The 16,601-nt window shown below is 37.1% G+C and carries 24 protein-coding genes; 3 read left to right on the forward strand and 21 right to left on the reverse strand.

Annotation, left to right across the window (positions count from 1 at the left end; translation table 11 throughout):
* Positions 1 to 486 precede the first annotated feature (486 nt).
* From BLS33_RS23995 to BLS33_RS24085, 18 genes are all read right to left on the reverse strand, one after another.
* On the reverse strand, positions 487 to 1,512 hold the full coding sequence (locus BLS33_RS23995; RefSeq protein WP_089895785.1) for a serine hydrolase domain-containing protein: 1,026 nt from the start codon (positions 1,510 to 1,512) through the stop codon (positions 487 to 489).
* Positions 1,513 to 1,676: 164 nt separating this feature from the next.
* The gene (locus BLS33_RS24000; protein ID WP_089895787.1) at positions 1,677 to 2,210 is read right to left on the reverse strand and encodes a dihydrofolate reductase family protein; all 534 of its coding nucleotides are present in this window, start codon (positions 2,208 to 2,210) and stop codon (positions 1,677 to 1,679) included.
* A gap of 18 nt (positions 2,211 to 2,228) precedes the next feature.
* The gene (locus BLS33_RS24715; protein WP_143017685.1) at positions 2,229 to 2,501 is read right to left on the reverse strand and encodes a hypothetical protein; all 273 of its coding nucleotides are present in this window, start codon (positions 2,499 to 2,501) and stop codon (positions 2,229 to 2,231) included.
* A gap of 164 nt (positions 2,502 to 2,665) precedes the next feature.
* Entirely contained in the window at positions 2,666 to 2,998 is a 333-nt protein-coding gene (locus BLS33_RS24010; protein ID WP_089895791.1) for a cupin domain-containing protein, read from the reverse strand.
* 77 nt (positions 2,999 to 3,075) lie between these two features.
* A complete protein-coding gene (locus tag BLS33_RS24015; RefSeq protein WP_218129644.1) occupies positions 3,076 to 3,324 on the reverse strand; it encodes a toxin-antitoxin system YwqK family antitoxin in 249 nt (82 codons plus the stop codon).
* A 182-nt stretch (positions 3,325 to 3,506) separates the two neighbouring features.
* Complete coding sequence (locus tag BLS33_RS24020) at positions 3,507 to 3,998, reverse strand: short chain dehydrogenase (RefSeq protein WP_245731655.1); 492 nt, start codon at positions 3,996 to 3,998, stop codon at positions 3,507 to 3,509.
* Positions 3,999 to 4,142: 144 nt separating this feature from the next.
* Positions 4,143 to 4,619, reverse strand: coding sequence for a cupin domain-containing protein (locus BLS33_RS24025; RefSeq protein ID WP_089895796.1), 477 nt, complete (start codon positions 4,617 to 4,619; stop codon positions 4,143 to 4,145).
* Between the two features lie 119 nt (positions 4,620 to 4,738).
* Positions 4,739 to 5,242, reverse strand: coding sequence for a hypothetical protein (locus BLS33_RS24030; RefSeq protein ID WP_089895798.1), 504 nt, complete (start codon positions 5,240 to 5,242; stop codon positions 4,739 to 4,741).
* A 3-nt stretch (positions 5,243 to 5,245) separates the two neighbouring features.
* Complete coding sequence (locus BLS33_RS24035) at positions 5,246 to 6,157, reverse strand: helix-turn-helix domain-containing protein (protein WP_089895800.1); 912 nt, start codon at positions 6,155 to 6,157, stop codon at positions 5,246 to 5,248.
* A gap of 9 nt (positions 6,158 to 6,166) precedes the next feature.
* Complete coding sequence (locus tag BLS33_RS24040) at positions 6,167 to 7,117, reverse strand: SDR family oxidoreductase (protein WP_089895802.1); 951 nt, start codon at positions 7,115 to 7,117, stop codon at positions 6,167 to 6,169.
* Between the two features lie 427 nt (positions 7,118 to 7,544).
* Entirely contained in the window at positions 7,545 to 8,492 is a 948-nt protein-coding gene (locus BLS33_RS24045) for a formylglycine-generating enzyme family protein (protein ID WP_089895804.1), read from the reverse strand.
* 448 nt (positions 8,493 to 8,940) lie between these two features.
* A complete protein-coding gene (locus BLS33_RS24050) occupies positions 8,941 to 9,543 on the reverse strand; it encodes an alpha/beta hydrolase (RefSeq protein ID WP_089895806.1) in 603 nt (200 codons plus the stop codon).
* A gap of 274 nt (positions 9,544 to 9,817) precedes the next feature.
* Positions 9,818 to 10,072 carry a DUF6933 domain-containing protein gene (locus BLS33_RS24055; protein ID WP_089895808.1) on the reverse strand — a complete coding sequence of 85 codons (255 nt, stop codon included), beginning with the start codon at positions 10,070 to 10,072 and terminating at the stop codon, positions 9,818 to 9,820.
* Between the two features lie 108 nt (positions 10,073 to 10,180).
* Positions 10,181 to 10,672: an anthrone oxygenase family protein gene (locus BLS33_RS24060; protein WP_089895811.1), complete on the reverse strand. Its 492-nt coding sequence runs from the start codon at positions 10,670 to 10,672 to the stop codon at positions 10,181 to 10,183.
* Positions 10,673 to 11,202: 530 nt separating this feature from the next.
* Positions 11,203 to 11,589, reverse strand: a complete 387-nt coding sequence (locus BLS33_RS24070; protein WP_089895815.1) for a cupin domain-containing protein — start codon at positions 11,587 to 11,589, stop codon at positions 11,203 to 11,205.
* 21 nt (positions 11,590 to 11,610) lie between these two features.
* The gene (locus BLS33_RS24075) at positions 11,611 to 12,060 is read right to left on the reverse strand and encodes a group I truncated hemoglobin (protein WP_245731658.1); all 450 of its coding nucleotides are present in this window, start codon (positions 12,058 to 12,060) and stop codon (positions 11,611 to 11,613) included.
* Positions 12,061 to 12,187: 127 nt separating this feature from the next.
* Entirely contained in the window at positions 12,188 to 13,288 is a 1,101-nt protein-coding gene (locus BLS33_RS24080) for a nickel-binding protein (RefSeq protein ID WP_089895819.1), read from the reverse strand.
* 142 nt (positions 13,289 to 13,430) lie between these two features.
* On the reverse strand, positions 13,431 to 13,973 hold the full coding sequence (locus BLS33_RS24085) for a 2'-5' RNA ligase family protein (RefSeq protein WP_218129645.1): 543 nt from the start codon (positions 13,971 to 13,973) through the stop codon (positions 13,431 to 13,433).
* Between the two features lie 189 nt (positions 13,974 to 14,162).
* Here BLS33_RS24085 and BLS33_RS25015 point away from each other — a divergent pair, with 189 nt between their 5' ends.
* The 3 genes from BLS33_RS25015 to BLS33_RS24095 are packed head-to-tail and all read left to right on the forward strand — an operon-like array spanning position 14,163 to position 15,218.
* Entirely contained in the window at positions 14,163 to 14,315 is a 153-nt protein-coding gene (locus tag BLS33_RS25015) for a hypothetical protein (RefSeq protein WP_176801498.1), read from the forward strand.
* The gene (locus tag BLS33_RS24090; RefSeq protein ID WP_176801499.1) at positions 14,308 to 14,916 is read left to right on the forward strand and encodes an IS110 family transposase; all 609 of its coding nucleotides are present in this window, start codon (positions 14,308 to 14,310) and stop codon (positions 14,914 to 14,916) included. The genes BLS33_RS25015 and BLS33_RS24090 overlap by 8 nt, the downstream gene beginning before the upstream one ends.
* A complete protein-coding gene (locus BLS33_RS24095) occupies positions 14,847 to 15,218 on the forward strand; it encodes a transposase (RefSeq protein ID WP_089895823.1) in 372 nt (123 codons plus the stop codon). Before BLS33_RS24090 ends, BLS33_RS24095 begins: the two co-directional genes overlap by 70 nt.
* A gap of 362 nt (positions 15,219 to 15,580) precedes the next feature.
* Here BLS33_RS24095 and BLS33_RS24100 read toward each other — a convergent pair whose 3' ends face one another.
* The 3 genes from BLS33_RS24100 to BLS33_RS25105 form a co-directional block, all read right to left on the reverse strand.
* A complete protein-coding gene (locus BLS33_RS24100) occupies positions 15,581 to 15,883 on the reverse strand; it encodes a type II toxin-antitoxin system RelE/ParE family toxin (protein ID WP_089895825.1) in 303 nt (100 codons plus the stop codon).
* Positions 15,880 to 16,122, reverse strand: a complete 243-nt coding sequence (locus BLS33_RS24105; RefSeq protein WP_089895827.1) for a type II toxin-antitoxin system ParD family antitoxin — start codon at positions 16,120 to 16,122, stop codon at positions 15,880 to 15,882. Before BLS33_RS24105 ends, BLS33_RS24100 begins: the two co-directional genes overlap by 4 nt.
* A 294-nt stretch (positions 16,123 to 16,416) precedes the next feature.
* Positions 16,417 to 16,601 (reverse strand): hypothetical protein (locus BLS33_RS25105; protein WP_218129646.1); only part of this gene is annotated, 185 nt, incomplete at its 5' end.

A 16,601-nucleotide genomic window follows, 5' to 3' on the forward strand; every position in this document is an offset into this window, starting at 1 on the left:
TGCCCCGTGGCATTTGAGAATAGGTTTTTTATTGTCCCTCTGGGTAAGTTCCGTCCGACCGCGGCTTTTGGTATGCGCACAATTATAGGCCTGCCAAACCCGAAAACGGGAAACCGCTAAATGTCCGTCCGACCGAATCCGGCAGACCGGCACCGGATTTTGGTCAATGACTTCCGCCTCGGAAAAAATGCCGCAAGTCCCGAAACCGTTTCTTGAAAATGGTGCGGGCCGCAAGCCAAAACTTTTTATTTTTTTTAAGTGGACGGAACTTTTGAGATGGGCTGCGGACCACCGTGGAACGACCGTTAAATTGCAAAAGGGTGAGGAACATTTTTTTTCGGCACCAAATTACTGCCGACGGTATTGTGTATGAGTAGTAGCTATTTTATACTCATTAACTTTTTCAGGTGTATACCGATCTTTGTCTAATGTTTTTATCTTTCGTTTTATAACTTGAACCGCTATTACCTATACACACTGTCGTGGCTAGTTCTTCCTTCTAATGATTTTTACAATTCGGTTGATTGTAATTTCCGATAAGTTCCATTCATAACCATTAAAATCTGTCGTATTCATGAATTGAACCACTATCGCGTCTATATCTTTGTGGTATTCTGCAAGGCTTTGATAGCCAACTACCAAACCTCCATGATTATATTCATAAGGATAGATTTCCTTTTCTCCTTCGTCAAATACCGAACCATCGTTTAAGGCTCGCAAAAATATACCCACATCTTTTGCTGTAGCCAACATCCCATATTCACGAGCTTTAAAATCTTCCTCATATCCAACATAATATCCACTCATGACATCATCTAAATCGACTTCATTATTCGAAAAAAATGTGTTTTTCAGCTCTAGTGGAATCAATATCTTCTCTTTGATATACTGATTGTGGCTATACCCTAAAACATCATCCATAATCCTACGAAGCAATAAATAATTCGTGTTTGAATATTCATAACCTCCATTAGGTTTAAAACTAGCTGGTAGGTCGAGAGCAAAATCTAATGCATTTTTGCCATTTTCCTGTTCGTTTTCCCAATACGCTGGATTATCTGTGAAATTTGGAATACCAGAACGGTGCTGAATCATCATCATCAAGTTAATTTCTTCAGCATTTTCAATTCTACCTATAAGTTCTGGAAGATAATCAGCGAGTGTTTTATCAAAAGACAAACGCTTCTCTTTGACCAATTTAGTAGCTGCTACAGCGGTATATAACTTGCTAATACTTGCAATTTTGAACAATGCTTTTGAGTCGGCTGGTATTTTATTTTCTCTATCTTTCCAACCACCTGTGTAATGTTCTGGTGATTTTCCTGCCTGGTCCACATAAACAATCATTCCGTCAAAACCATGTCCAATTGCCTCATCTACTTGTTCTTGAATAGTATCAGGTAGAGGTAAAATCCAAGCTTTAACTAAAATCCATGGCACAAAAAACATGGAAATTGCGGTTCCACCGAACAAAATGATTCTGATTATTAAGGTCTTTTTTTTCTTAGTCATAAAATACTCGAGCGACGGTTTTTCAATTAACGGCTTCTGCTATGTCAAGTGCGAGATTATAGGCCCTTCAGTTTCGATTTAATATTATGTTTGTTTATATTAAATTTCTTTAAATTTAGCACTTTAGCCCGCCTTACTTTTATACTTTATTGTCGGTTCGTTTTTTATTTTTTCCGTTTGTAATGCAGTTGTGTCAATCCAGTATCAAATGTTTTTGCTTCCACAAATTCAAGTAATTGTTCAGGTCGTCCACCTTTAAATAACCTTGTACCAATACCTAACAAAACAGGAACGACTGAGATGATAAATTCATCAATCAAGTCATTTTTTAATAATTCATTAATTACTTCTGCACCACCATCACAATATATGTTTTTTCCGTTTTCGGATTTGAGTTGCTCCACCAAATCGGTTAATTTACCTGTGTGAAAATTTGTTCTACCAACACTTGGTCTTTGGGTTCTTGTTATTACATATACGTCCCTTTGTCCATTGTCGTAAAATGATGAGCCAATTTCCTTAAGGACATAATCATAGGTTTTTCTACCAATAATCAAGGTGTCAATTGTATCTGTAAATTCTTTATAACCATAATCTTCACCTTCTTTCTCTACGAGTTTTAAGAAACTCAAGTCGTCATTTGGTTTTGCAATGTAGCCGTCTAAACTTGTGGCAATAAAAAGTGATATTTTACGCATATTTTGTCCTTTGTCTATTTATATTTTCCATTCAAGCATCAGATGCCCTCCAATCGGCAATTGTTGCCAGTTTTCCATTATTGAATTGATTTCATCTAAACAAATTATTAAAATATTTTCTAACAAATTGAAATCTAGGTATGTGGTGTATTCTTCAAAATTTTCAATGGGTATATGTCCCCAATAAACAGATTGTACGGGTCCAATTATTTGTTCTATAAATCGGAGTTTAGTCGTCTGTGGATTGTCTTTGCCGAACAGTTCATTGAAAGTGTGTCTTAGGAATAACATACCCCAAAAACCTTTTGAGTATTGCAAATTCATTTCTACCACAAAATGGCAAATGCCATGAAGCAAATACGTTTTTGTTTCGAGAGTAATAATCTCAGTAGAATTGTCTTTTCTTATTATTATATACTCACACTGAAATTGAGTCTTTTTCTTTATTTCGATTTTCAATTGTTTTCTTCAAACCAATTAACGATTGAAGGCATATTTTTTTCAAAGCCACCAGGGATGAAAAAATTGAGGACTCCACACTTTTCATTCGTTCGATTAGCAAAGTCGTGAATTGTTTTTGAAGGAATCCTTAGAAATGCCCCTTTTTCAACATCTATCCATTCATCACCTACCATTATAGAAGTAGTACCTTCAATTCCGTAGAATATTTCGTCATTGTCTTCGTGTTGATGTGCACCTGGACCGCCTGAGTTTGGTTCAAGCCACCACTCTGAAATACTATATTTGTCATCGGTTTCATTTTCATCTGCTTTAAATACAGCTTTCATAGTACCACATTGATAAGTTCTGCCTTCGCCAGTTTTTAGAAATATTGGATCAGATTTGCTATGTGTATGCTTTATCACTATCGTTTAGTTACTTTATATGGATTCCCTTTGTTGTCATAAGTTGTCCATTCACCAACTGGTTCATCGTTTTTAAAATGTCCAGAACGCTTGATTGTTCCGTCAATTCGATACCATTCCCAATAGCCTTCTGGTTTTCCTTCAATTATTTTTCCTTTTGACCAAATTGTTTCACCATTGGCGTGATACTTAATTGTATATCCGTCAATTACCTCACTTGCTTTTGGTTCGTTTTTATTTCTTTTCACTATTCAGTTGTTCTAATGATTGCAGAAGTTTCCTTAAATGACCGCCAACATGTTTGTGTATGAGTAGTAGCGAATTTATAACACTACTTTCTGGAAAGTAATTTACAAAATTAAAAAGAATAGCGATTTGAATTAAGACACAGATCGCTATTGCTTATACATGTAGTTGGCAGTATTTTTTATTAAGCGTCAACGTAAATTACTTGACCAGTTATGAATCCATCTATTGAACGTTCAAACGCTTTTCCTACTAAACTTCCTGGAACAGGCTGAAAACCAGGCATCATTTCTCCATATACATCCCAAGCTTCTTCTAATACAGTCGGATTAATAGAGTTTACACGAATACCTCTAGGCATTTCGTGAGCAACACATTGAACAAATGTGTCAATCGCACCACTTGTTGTTGCGTCAGCAATTGCGAAAGGAATTGGTTTTATATTTAAAATTCCTGTTATTAATGTAAACGAACCTGTGTCTGCTATGTATTCTTGACCAATACATACAATGTTTATTTGTCCCATCATTTTACTTGAATTGGTAGTTATCCATTGTTCTTCGGTCATTTCTGTAAAATAGGCGTATTCGCAAACACCAATTGTGTTTACAACAGCATCAAAATGACCTACATCTTTAAATAGGTTTCTTAAAGATTTTTCGCTTTTTATATCCAAAAGATGTGGCGACCTCATAAATATACCCAGACCATTCGTTTAAGCTCTAAGCTCGTATTGTTTATAGCATCTATGTAAAAGCATCTATGTGTTGTACGCTGGCATTTTCATACGAGTGATTTGATAGATAAATGGTATGTATTATCAATTACTTTTCAGTTTTTCGGCTACTTCATCATAATACTCTTGTGTAACCACTTCAGTCCAAGTAGTTGGTTGCCCACCGCCATATAAAGCCAAATATGTTACATCACTAAGCTTTGAGGAGGAATGCCAATGTTCGATATTTTTCTCACATTTAATTATATCTCCTTCTTTCAAAATTACAGGCTCATTTCCTCTCTCCTGATAATAGGCTTCTCCATCTACAATTATTAAGACTTGCGCTGTTCCATGTTTATGCCAGTCCAAAGTTGAGTTTGCTTTAAAAGTTGCCTTTGTAATATTATAACCCAATTCCTTATCATCGTGAATAATGGCATTCAACCAAGCTTCTCCGATATAATGAGTATTTGGTGCTTTTGTTCCCTCCGTTTGATAGGAGGATACCTTGTAATCTGAGTTTTGTGAAAATACAGATACAGAGGTTAAAATTAATAGGAGGAAAATTGATTTTTTCATTTTCTTGATGTTTATATATTTCTTGTTTGTTCCGAGTTTTATGCTGCTCGCGTACAACGGTAGGTACATGCGGCGTGCGGCGTTAGGAGCATGATCGTCATGTACATTGTTTTGTGTAGTTATTTTTTCATTTCAACCAACTTCAATTCTTTATGATAGACTTCAATTCTCGAGTGTGCAGTTCCGTCAACTAATAAGATAACTATCAGCATTGCAATTGTTGTAATGCTAATTGCCCTCCAAGTTGGTGTGTTAACAAACAGAATTAGTAAGGCAGCTATGATAATTAAAATCGGAATCACTTTAAATACAACTGTGTATTCCTTTAAAGTGCTTTCGGAACGTTCAATTTCGGATTGATAAAAGGCAGTAGCGTTAGAATTAAATGCTTTTTCAAATTGGGTAATCCTTGATTTGTTGGTAGAGAATAACCCAATCCCAATTGTCATTAGCATCAAGCCTGCTACCAAGGTTGGAATGACGTAAGCCTTTGCTAAATCCGTTTTTCCTAATTGCCAAAAGCCAACACTTGCGATTAAAAATCCAATCGCGAAAAAAATAAAGAATCGTGTTGAAAAGACTTCGGCTTTTGCCCATTCCGTGGCTAATTTTAATAGTTCCATTGTTTAATTCAGTTTGTATTTTTCTCTATAATCGGTAGGACTTAAACCTTCTTTCTTTTTGAACAGTCTCGAAAAATAGGCTGGATATTCAAACCCTAATTCATAAGCAACCTCTGCTACAGTTTTATTAGGTTGTAATAGAATGTTCTTTGCCTCATCGATTAAAAGCAAGTGTAAATGTTCGGTCGTGGACTTGCCTGTTTCTTTTTTAAGTGTATCACTTAAATAACGCTGTGAAACTGACAATTCGGTTGCTATCTGCTCTATGCTCGGAATTCCTTTTTCTTGCAGTTTTCCCGATTCGAAATATGTGTCCAAATGATGGTTGAATTGTTCTAACAAATCGTTGGACATATCTTTTCTGTTTAAAAATTGTCTTTCATAGAATCGATTGGCATACTTTAACAATGTGTCCAATTGAGAAATGATGATGTCCTTACTAAACTCGTCTTGGTTGTTTTGATATTCAATTTCAATATTTTCTACAATGAACTCTATTTGTCTTTCTTCTTTAGGCGAAAGGTGCAAAGATTCATTTACGGAATAAGAGAAGAAACCATATTTTTTTATCCGTTGTGCTAATTCTGTTCCCTTTAGAAAATCTTCGTGAAAGTTTATTGAAAACCCTTTTTGTTCAAAAACTACGCTGTTATCCCATTGCAAGACTTGTCTTGGTGAAATAAAAAATAAAGCACCATTAGTAAAATCATACTGGGTGCGGCCGTAGTTTAATTTTCCCTCTACAAACTTTTTAAAACTTATGGTATAACAATCATTTGTAATTGGAGGCGAACTTTCTTTTGGGCAAGGTAGGAAGCCATCGCCTTTTGAGTTAAAAACACTCAACATTGGATGCTCTGGGCGAGGCAACTGCAAATAATCTAAATAGGATGATAAGGTTTTAAAGTGTTTCATTTCACTAATTTAAATATTCCATTTAACTCCTGTCTCTTTTTCCGAAAGCTCCCACAGTCTTTTAGCCACCGATTTATCTTTTGCGTGTGGCTCTATTTTGTGTGCTCCAACTGGACCTACCCAATTGCTTCTTCCTGTTGGGCCATAAAAACCTTTTTGGTCAAGATTTGGCTCCGTTGCACACATCAATTGCGAATACGCACCTTTTTCAGCTGATTGTGTTAATGGAGATAATTTCATCAGATTAAAGATGAGTTTCATCATAAAACTACCACTCGTATTTATCAAGTTGGTTCTTGAAGAACCCGGATGACATGCATAGGCTTTAACATCTGTTTTCTCTGCTTCTTTCAATCTATCTTGTAATTCGTACATTGACATTAGCTGTGCAAGTTTACTTTGACTATAAGCATTATTAGGAGTGTAGTCCTTATCCCAATTTAAGTCATCAAATTTGATTGTTTTAATACCCATATCATAACCCATACTTCCTACAGTTACAATTCGTCCTCTAGATTTTTCAATAAGCGGGAACAATAAAGCTTGTAAAGTCCAATTACCATAGTAATTCGTTCCCATTTGACTTTCCCAGCCGTCAACAGTTAGTGTTTGTTTAGGTACTTGGGCAATTGCTGCATTGCAAATGAGCGCATCAAGTTTAGGGACTGTTTTCAGTACTTCTTCAGCCGCTTTTTTTACAGAGGCTTGCTTGGATAAGTCCATTTGAATGTTAGTGACATCAATATCGTTACCCAATTCTTGTTTCAATGAAGTAATGGTGTCTGCTGCTTTTTTAGGGTTTCTATTAAGCACTACAACTTTTGCACCCTTTGAAAGTAAAATTCTTGTGGCTTCAAAACCTGTTCCGCTGGTAGTTCCTGTTATGACATATATTTTGCCAATCAAATTTTCGATTCTATCAGGTTTCCAACCTTTTTCACCAAATTGATTTGTATTCATTTTGTCTATTTTTTAGTGTTAAAAATTATAAGACAAAGGTCGGATAGAAGAGGTATTGTTTCGTTATACGGATTTTCGAATATCGTATACTTTTTGGTTGGTCATAATTTATAAATCTCAAAAGTGTAAACTATGTCCCTTTAACTCTGTAAACTATGTGCCTTTACCGTACCATAAAGCCAACAACGGTCTGAGCTCGAGTAGTGCGGGAGGGAAGATGCGCTTACCTTTCCGTCATGCACCTAGCAAAAGCTTTTAGTTTTGGTTTATCTTTTAGTATCAGAGCAAAATCGAAAAGATTTTGCGAACCTCAAAAAAATACACCAAACCTGCGATTAAGCCCGAAGCCCTTATTGTTTATAGCATCTTTGTTGTGCAACGTTTTTTTTTAGTCGGAATACTCGATTACTCTCCGTAAAGCCCGGCCCTATGGTACAGTCTCGCCTTCAGATTCAAGGAGCACGCGAAATCCGACATAGAAATTCTGAAAGTCGGGCCAGTTGCGACCACGGAAAGCGCTTCGGCTGCGGTCGGGTCCGTAAACGAAACCTCCGCCACGGAGGATTCGCTGTTCGCCATCTACAATGCCAGTTGGGTCCTTTACGGGTCCCTTGGGATATTCGCCATACCAGTCGCTACACCACGCCAAGGTATTTCCGATCGGGTCGTACAGCCCAAACGCATTAGCGCGGAACGTGGCCACTGGAGAGGTATAGATGTAGCCATCATTCCAATTGAATGGGGGAAACAGGGTATAAAGATTTCTACTTGCTGTAGATTCGTCCGAGCCATTGAGCCAGCCTTCACAGTCTTCCGGGTCATTCCCCCATGGATATATGGTAGTTGTTCCTCCCCGAGCAGTATACTCCCATTCCGCTTCTGTAGGAAGACGGTAGGTGCGTTCTTCCTTTTCGCTAAGCCATTCACAGAAAGCGACGGCATCATGCCAGGTTACGCAAACCACCGGGTTGTTATCTCCCTGTTCGAAACCGGGAGACTTCCAAGACCCGCCCTCGTATTTGTCCCATTTGTCTTCAGGCACATTCCAGGCTCCATAGGACCAGCCTTGTTTTTCAGCCAATGTTTGATAGCCACTCTCCTTTGCGAATGCGGCCCACTGGCCCACGGTGACATGAGTGGCGCCGATCCAGAACCGGCGCGAGATTTGAACGAGATGAGGCGTTTCGTTTTCCTCTCTCAGGGGAGCATCCAAGGGGCTGCCCTGTATAAATTCGCCAGCTTCAATCCGTACAAAATTCATGTTCAGACTATTGGACCAGCTTGAGTCCGTTTGCGAAAAAGAGCATCCTAAGGGAGCGAGACAGAAAACGATTAAGGCGAACTTCGCCGTTAGGTTGGTCAACTCATTGCGCATAATTGGTGTCTTAGGTCTTTTAACGAACGTTTAATATATGCATTATTTCATAATATATGAAATTAACCTAAACTGTGATTTCAGGATTTTTCTTGGGTTTATATAAAATGAAGATTTGGTCGCTTAGAAGAGGCTATAATGGTTCAAATAGAGCGGTGATAAGAAGAGGAAAAGAGATTTTATTGTTTAAAACCGAAGTAATTAGGTAAATGGATAGTCCTTTTTTAATTCACTGATTTACGAAGGTTTAATATCTAGTACATATCAGAATTTCATTTTGATTTATCTTGATAGGCCCCAATTATTGAATTAATAAGTAATTTGGATAGCAATGTAATTCTCATATGCACAACGGTTGGCACAGGCGGCGTGGCGGCGTTTAGCCGGCATGATCGTCATGTACATTGTTGGCAGTAGTGTTTTTATTCTCGAATGATAAATGATTCGGTTATTTTTTTCCAAACAAGACAGTTAATGTTCTATTTGAATTTGCTGAAATAACAGTCAAATGCGATTCCTCATCAAATATTTGCCATTTAAATTCTATATTTTCATAATTAGAATCTTCTAAATATGTACTAAATTTAACCATTGTAGATACCATTCTTGCTTCTTCTTCTCCTACAGACATATAAACCTTCGTGTTGGGAATATTCCAAGTATCATTGGTTGTGAATTGAAAAACCGCTTTGTCTAATAATTCTTCTTTTTTCCACCATAGAGAAGGGCTATGTATCCCAAATCTCGTAAAATAACCATCAGAATTTATAAAACAATACGCAGAAAATAAACCACCAAGAGAATGTCCAGAAATTCCTCTATTAGAATTAGTTTTATAATGCTTATCGATGAATGGGACAATTTCTGTTTTAATACACTTTAAAAATTCTGCTCCTCCAGAATTAAGAGAACCTTTTGGATAACCAAATTCTATTTCCGCATTCCTATCATCTAATGTATCAATAGATGTTGTATAATCATAATTTCTATTAATAAACCAACTTCTTCTATTTTCACCCGCACTAATACCGACAATAATTACATCGTCAATTAATCCAGTAGCACTTAATCTTCAATTTGCTTGGTTAAATGTTTAGAAAAAAAAGATCCATCCAAAACATATAAAACTGGATAGAAAATAGTGTCTTTGGTTGAATAACTTAAAAGGAAAGAAAGATATATTTGATATTTTTTTCCCATAATTTTTGAGGTTACTGTAACCTGTGATTTTGAAAGCCAGTTGTTTTTCGGTCGTTGTCGGTCGGCAAAAAGTCCATCACACCCACAATCGCGTCCAATTTTTTAAAGTCCGTTATTATTCCGTCCTAGGTTAGTTGTCCGTAAAACGATTCTTTGAAGATCGATTCGATATTTTTCAGTTCCGAAGTTTTGATATCGGTCAGAACCACGTTGTATTTGGTAAGTCCGTTCGTGAGCAACCAACATTTTTTTCTGTCGACGTAGAAAATCGTTGCGTTCCATTTACCGAGTTTTCCACAATCCGCGTTTCGGTCGGTCGAGATCAGTTTTTTGACCAACTTTTCTAGTTTTTTCGTGGTATGTATTTTTGTTCGATTCAAATAGTGTAGAACTTTCAGTATATGAGAAGTAAGCGATTTTGAAATGCGAAACTTTCAGTTAGCGCTTCGTTATATACGAGCCAAATTAAGGGAGAAATGGTTTGTTTTTTATATCAGTTCTTTGTTAGCGGTGTTGATGTTTTTTTCATCTTTCTTCATACCTGTCCATACAATGAGACATAGAGCTATAATGGCCGTCGATGTCCTAATTATATGATAAGTCCACCATTGGTCTCTCAATGACGTCCAATTGTCTGGTGGCATATTCATGTCCCATGTCATTACAACACTATTGATCGGTTGGCTTCCAAATTTAGTTGTAAGTCCGCTTATAATTAAAAAAACTGTTGCAACCAGAAGAAGAATAAAAGCACCTTTTTCCTTTTTTCGAAGGAAAGCAGAGATTAAGGTTAAAACAATTGTAATAAGCCCAAGTAATGGCATTATGGTATTTAACGCCCTTATATTATTCTGTTGTTGCTCAATATATGTTTGTGCTGACAAGCCAATTGGATTAAAGCCAAGCCATATTCCAAATATGGTACCGGTTACCAAGGCCACCATAATAATATTGAGAAAACGAATTATTTGTGTTGCCATATTATTATTCCTTAAGGTTCAAAATTATCCAGTCAAAGGTTTACATATCACTATTGATTTTATTTTGGCAAACGCAAGCAAAGGCAAAGCTGCAAAATGTATACGTTTTTTTATTTTTTTGTTAATTTACATATTTATTGGTTGGTCTTTTACAATGACCTCTAACGGTTTGGCACTATGCGGAGGTCGGGGTTTCGAAGCTCCCACCTGTCATACCGTTACGAATTTGAGTAAATGTACAAAAGTTCAAATTACCCACATCGCCCGGCTTACGTATATCGCGTGTTATGGGCTGATTACACTCAATGTCTTCTTTGTTAGCAATAAAATATTTCGGGTTTCTTTGAAAGGGTTCATGTTGCTACAGGAACAGTTGTACATAAAAGAAGATTCCATCTTTACTTTATTGTCTAAAATAATGATGAAATCTTGTTAAAATAAACTCGGGATTTTAGATTGGAACAAATCCATCTCATTTGTAATCATATTATAAAATGGCGTACTGAACTAACTTAGTTACGATGATAATCTTAACCCTTGGTTTTCTCAATCATATGATTAATTACATGACTGTGTTCGTGCTGAGGACTGAACATGATTATCTCAGCATCAGCATTGACCTTGACATTATGCCCGGCTGGCCAATAAAACATATCATTGGTGGCGACAGTTTCCTGAATGCCTTCTGCATCAGTGGTTGTAAGCTCACCTTTTAGAACATAACCCCAGTGTGGACTTTGGCATAAGTTTCCCTCAAGTCCCATAAAAAGTGGGGTGGTATCTACTCCTACAGAAAGGCTGAAATACTCTCCGCTTATTTTACCTAAGCCAGTTGCATCGCCGAATTCTGTTTTCTGACGTATAACAGCTCCGGGAATCTCCATTTTCACTTCGATGTTTTCTTTTGCAATTTTCATTTTTAATCCTCCTGTTTAAAATTATTTTGACATTATTGTCTGTTTTAACGACCAAAGAATCGCCAGCACATCTTTTTTAGACTCCTCGTCAATATTATGCTTATCCAAAACACCCATAATATCGTCTACCACGTGCATGTATTCAACAGCGCTGATGTTCATTCCCTGATGGGTTGTTGTCATATCTCTGCCATGGTATTCAACTGAACCACCGCTTCCTGTGCTAAAAAATTCGATGGTATGTTGCCTGATTTTTGCAAATCGCTCTGGTTGATCCTGGTAAGGTTTAAATCGAGCACTAATTGCTGGGTTGTTCATGTGTGCTTCAATAACATCATCAACAATGGCTGTTATGCCTGGTGTTCCGCCCAATCTTTCAAAAAGTGTCTTTGTTTCGTTGGACACGGTTTGTGCACTTAACATGAAAGTCATGGTGAAAAGTGTCAATAAAAATGTAAACTTCTTTTTCATTATTTTGCTATTAAATATAATACAACAAGGCTACGGAGTTATATTGTCGTTTAATAGCACATTTGGTTCTTTCGCGAGTAAATTTGGGTCAGGGAAATATTTGAATTCAAAATGAAATATTACAGATTTAATTCTGTATTAATTCTGAAGGTATAATTCCATATCTTTTACGGAAGCATTTTGTATAATACGAAGGGCTGTTAAATCCTGAATCGAAAGCTACTTCAGATATATTCCCCTTTTGTTTTTGTAGCATTTGCAATGATTTCCGAAGCCTGAAATGTAGCAAAAAAACACTTGGTGATTTTCCGGTTAACCGAATCATCTCCCGATAGAGTTTTGATTTACTGACACCAATATTCCTCTCGAAATCATCCACTTTTAATTCCGTATTTTGCCACTCTTTTTCGGTAAACTCCATGAACTGGTTTAGAAATCTTTCTACGTCTGTTGTTAGCTCGTGAATTTGGTTCTTGTTTATTACTTCTCCAAAATTTTCGCTCTCAAACAAATGTTTTACTTCAGCTGATAAAACAATCTCAGCAGCAGAAATAAAGCACATACGTTGAGCCAATTTAATAGTATCTTCAAATATTGATTCTTTATCGGTTACCGGTATACCAGCATGTAATCCGATAGATAATTCTGTAAAATTAATTTGATATTGGGATATGAGTACCCGATAATCTTTATGAATCTTTAAAGCACATAAAACGGCTTCAGTAACCGTTCGAAAAGAAATTAAACAACCATCTTCATTTTGTTGTACCATATTTCCATTAAACGGTTTCAAAATGGTACTTATATGCTTGTAAATTTGCTGCACATTTGAAATAATAGAAAAGGGGTCGGAACTTTTCAAAGAGTGGTTCTCAACAGAAACCATCATTAATGTTCTAAAAGCTGGTTCGTTGATGATATTTAGATTTGTATTCTGTGCTTTTTCAGGATCTTCTATTCTGCCTAAAAACGATTCAACAATGGTCTTATCCACCTCAATAATTTGGTGAGGTACCATACCATGAGCATGGTCATGCATCTGAGTAATTGCATCTCTGTCGGGTGCTTCAATCAAACAAAAAGCAGTTTTGCGGGCATCATCAAACCAATAGGTTAACCCCCGACAATTATATTTTTGCTGTATTTTTATATCTTCTAGGTGTATTTGTGCAACGATTTCGGCAGTAACCGATTTAGAAACATCGTGGCGATCCATAAATATTGGCATATCATTTTCTTTAATCAGTAAATTGACCTTTAAGTAATCTGGTGCAATATATTAACAACTAATTTAGCTGAATGTTAAATGCCAACAACGTTTAGTGTAAAATGCGTTTTAATGCATTTTCACACATTGTTGTAGTGCGTTTTTATATTTCCAGTTTTATTTCGTCTAGTGTCCTAACTACATTATTTTCAAATTCTACAATCGTTAAATGCGTTACTGTACCATTTATTTCGAAATCCTTGCTATTCCAATTGTCAACCATTTTTTTGCATTTAAATTTCTCCATTGAGTTTCCAATTCCAATGTGTGGAACAAAATCTATATCAAGTCTTAAATCTTCAATTAACTTGTCTCTATATAGTTTATCATGAATTTTGACAATGTTGCTGTATCCTTCATCAGGAACTAAAAGTGAATGATAGTATTCACTAAAGGCATCCTTAGTCATTGTAGAACAACGAATGGAAAAGTTAAAACTTGGAAGATTATTAGACTGTTTCTTTATTTCTGCAATAAACTCTGTTTCTGATAATCTAAAAACTGGAAATACAATTGTGAAATGTGGTTTCACTACATCATAATATAGCTCGTCATTAACCCTTCTAAATTTTTGTATTAGTTCAAGGTCAGAATTACTGATTATCGGATATGCTAAAACTAAATATGCCATTTTTTCGTTGTTCATGTTTCTTAATGCCCTACAACGTTTAGTATAAGAATATGTAGCCGACTGCGTGGCACTTTCCTGTCAAGTTACCCAAATATTGAAGCGGGCTACAACCCTTGAATTTGCTACAATATTGGCTATTATTTTTAGCATTTATGTAAAAGCAGCGTGTCCATTATCTTTAATTTATAGCAAACTCTTAAAGATATGAAAACGGAACACACTGCCAAACCTAAGTTATTCATTGGAATCGATATTCACAAACGTAGTTGGAAGATTCATTGCTCGACCGATATTACGGGGGGGCAAGACCTTTTCGATGCCCCCTTCCCGGGAAGGATCAAGGGCATATGTGGATAAGTACTTCCCCGATCATGAAGTCGTTACGGCCTACGAGGCCGGCTGCTGCGGCTATCATGCCCACCGTTGTTTCGAGGGCTATGGATGGCGTTCTTTGGTCGTGAACCCTGCCGACGTGCACCGCAAGGGCAAGGAGAAGCACACCAAGACCGACAGGATAGACGCGCAGCTCATTGCCAGGGAACTCAAGGACGGTCGTTTGGACGGTATCCATGTTCCCGATATGGAGCGTGAGCAGCTGCGCAGCCTTTTCCGCAGAAGGAATGATCTGGTCAAGGATTACCGTCGCATAAAGAGCCTAATAAAATCACAGCTACTTTATTTTGGCGTTGCTGTTCCCCGGGAGTTCGACAATAGCCATTGGAGCCATGGTTTCCGTAATTGGCTCGATGCTTTGAATTTGAGTATTCCCCTGCCCGTGCGACCCTTGACAGCCGTATGCGCCAGTTCCGCTTTGTGGATCAAGACCTGCGTGATGTTTCAACGCAACTACGAAGGTTCTGTAAGACCTATTACAAGAAGGATTACAAGTTGCTCAGGAGTATTCCGGGCATTGGTGGCATCGTTGCTTGCGGGATCTTATGTGAACTGGGCGACCTGAGAAGGTTCAGAAGCCTGAAGCATTTGTCGGGCTATGTAGGCCTGGCCCCAGGGGTGTACCAGAGCGGAAGTAATTATAGGACACTGGGGATAACGCCAAGGGCGCACCGTTTGATCCAGTCCTACTTTGTGGAGGCTGCCTGGCAGGCGATACGGGCGGATCCTGTTATGCAGGCCTATTATCGCAAGCACCATGGCAAGAACGTAAAGAGCATTATCATAAAGGTGGCCAGGAAACTGCTGAGCAGGACATTGGCGGTAATAAAGACGCAGACCCCTTATGTGATAGGGGTATTGGAATAACCTAAAGGATAAACAGCAACCAGATAACAAAGCTCACAACGAAGTATTCAAAGCCAGTACCACAAAACAACGTGGGTGGCCCAAGGAATTGGGATCACATTTTTATAGCAAGTGGCCGGGCTTATTATAACTTATAATCATACAGATGCCGGTGACGTTCCTAATCTAGGATCGATCACACATAGGATGCGGAGCAAGTTATATATGGTGTTGAAGTATTGACAACCAAGTAAAAAGCTGACAAGGGTTGCCAACAATTCAACACCCCAAAATCACCATTATGGACTGATAAAAAATAAATTATTAACTTTAAGGAACTGGACTAGTGCTTTTCATAGGATACGGTGTTGTGTGCAGTTTTTTTATTTCAGGCGTTTTTTAATATCCATTCTCTGATGTAAAATTCTAACAATTTCGACAATTTCATTTTCGACTTTTCTGTAAAAAATCAGATGCGATTTGATTTTCGTTACTCGATAGTTTTTTCGAGTTTGTTCAGCCGTTTTTCCAATCAGATAGTTGTCCGCTAAAAATTCAATCTCTCCAATTATCAAGTCGTAATATCTGTCTGCTTGTTCTTTAGACCATTTGTGAAGAGTATAAACCCAAATATCATTTAAATCATCAATCGCTTGTTTACTTATTCGGTATTGGTTTTTACTCATAAGTGTTTGCGATGTAATTCAGCCAGGTTTTGTTTTGGGTCAAAATTTTCAATAAAACCACTATTTTCTCCGACTTCGAGAGCTTTAATTAATTCTCTTTCTTTTTTTTCTTCGCGTTCCAGCATACGTAATGCAGTACGAATAACTTCGCTTACCGAACCATATCTACCTGAATTTACTTCTTCTCTGATAAAATCTTCAAAATGATTTCCGAGTGATATTGATGTGTTTTTTCCCATTTTGACTATAATTTTACTCAAATATACCAAATCTTGGTAACGTAGCCAAATGTTCGTTAAGAGACATGGTTTGCACCACAACGGTCTGGGCTATGGCAAGTAGGGCAGGCAAGGAAACTTTTCGTTTCTGTCTGGTCTGCTAGCCAGAGCTTTTTGTTTTGTAATTATTTTTTCTTTTTTAATTGCCAAATCCAAAAGATTTGGCGGACTTAGCAAACATACCCAAGCCTTTAAATATAGCACTTTATGCCCTATTTGATATAGCCATTGTTGTGCTTTCGTTATTTGATTTAATCAATCATTTAATTCAAGATTGATTTTTGATAATGCGTCGTATTGCATATTTTTTATATGTTCCGTCCATTCTAATAAAAACTTAACATGAATTTCGAAACTGAAAAATAAGTTTTCATTTTCTAAATTGTTAAAAATGGCATCATAGTCGGCCTCAAAATTGCTGTCATGAATTTCGTCATATT

It is taken from the genome of Kriegella aquimaris (genome assembly GCF_900103215.1).
GTDB classification, from domain to species: Bacteria; Bacteroidota; Bacteroidia; order Flavobacteriales; family Flavobacteriaceae; genus Kriegella; species Kriegella aquimaris.

Excerpts from the sequence above, each read along its gene's own strand:
- BLS33_RS23995 (WP_089895785.1), bottom strand. The coding sequence starts at position 1,512 with ATGACTAAGAAAAAAAAGACCTTAATAATCAGAATCATTTTGTTCGGT.
- BLS33_RS24000 (WP_089895787.1), bottom strand. The coding sequence starts at position 2,210 with ATGCGTAAAATATCACTTTTTATTGCCACAAGTTTAGACGGCTACATT.
- BLS33_RS24715 (WP_143017685.1), bottom strand. The coding sequence starts at position 2,501 with ATGTTATTCCTAAGACACACTTTCAATGAACTGTTCGGCAAAGACAAT.
- BLS33_RS24010 (WP_089895791.1), bottom strand. The coding sequence starts at position 2,998 with ATGAAAGCTGTATTTAAAGCAGATGAAAATGAAACCGATGACAAATAT.
- BLS33_RS24025 (WP_089895796.1), bottom strand. The coding sequence starts at position 4,619 with ATGAAAAAATCAATTTTCCTCCTATTAATTTTAACCTCTGTATCTGTA.
- BLS33_RS24030 (WP_089895798.1), bottom strand. The coding sequence starts at position 5,242 with ATGGAACTATTAAAATTAGCCACGGAATGGGCAAAAGCCGAAGTCTTT.
- BLS33_RS24035 (WP_089895800.1), bottom strand. The coding sequence starts at position 6,157 with ATGAAACACTTTAAAACCTTATCATCCTATTTAGATTATTTGCAGTTG.
- BLS33_RS24040 (WP_089895802.1), bottom strand. The coding sequence starts at position 7,117 with ATGAATACAAATCAATTTGGTGAAAAAGGTTGGAAACCTGATAGAATC.
- BLS33_RS24045 (WP_089895804.1), bottom strand. The coding sequence starts at position 8,492 with ATGCGCAATGAGTTGACCAACCTAACGGCGAAGTTCGCCTTAATCGTT.
- BLS33_RS24060 (WP_089895811.1), bottom strand. The coding sequence starts at position 10,672 with ATGGCAACACAAATAATTCGTTTTCTCAATATTATTATGGTGGCCTTG.
- BLS33_RS24070 (WP_089895815.1), bottom strand. The coding sequence starts at position 11,589 with ATGAAAATTGCAAAAGAAAACATCGAAGTGAAAATGGAGATTCCCGGA.
- BLS33_RS24075 (WP_245731658.1), bottom strand. The coding sequence starts at position 12,060 with ATGAAAAAGAAGTTTACATTTTTATTGACACTTTTCACCATGACTTTC.
- BLS33_RS24080 (WP_089895819.1), bottom strand. The coding sequence starts at position 13,288 with ATGCCAATATTTATGGATCGCCACGATGTTTCTAAATCGGTTACTGCC.
- BLS33_RS24085 (WP_218129645.1), bottom strand. The coding sequence starts at position 13,973 with ATGAACAACGAAAAAATGGCATATTTAGTTTTAGCATATCCGATAATC.
- BLS33_RS25015 (WP_176801498.1), top strand. The coding sequence starts at position 14,163 with ATGAAAACGGAACACACTGCCAAACCTAAGTTATTCATTGGAATCGAT.
- BLS33_RS24100 (WP_089895825.1), bottom strand. The coding sequence starts at position 15,883 with ATGAGTAAAAACCAATACCGAATAAGTAAACAAGCGATTGATGATTTA.
- BLS33_RS24105 (WP_089895827.1), bottom strand. The coding sequence starts at position 16,122 with ATGGGAAAAAACACATCAATATCACTCGGAAATCATTTTGAAGATTTT.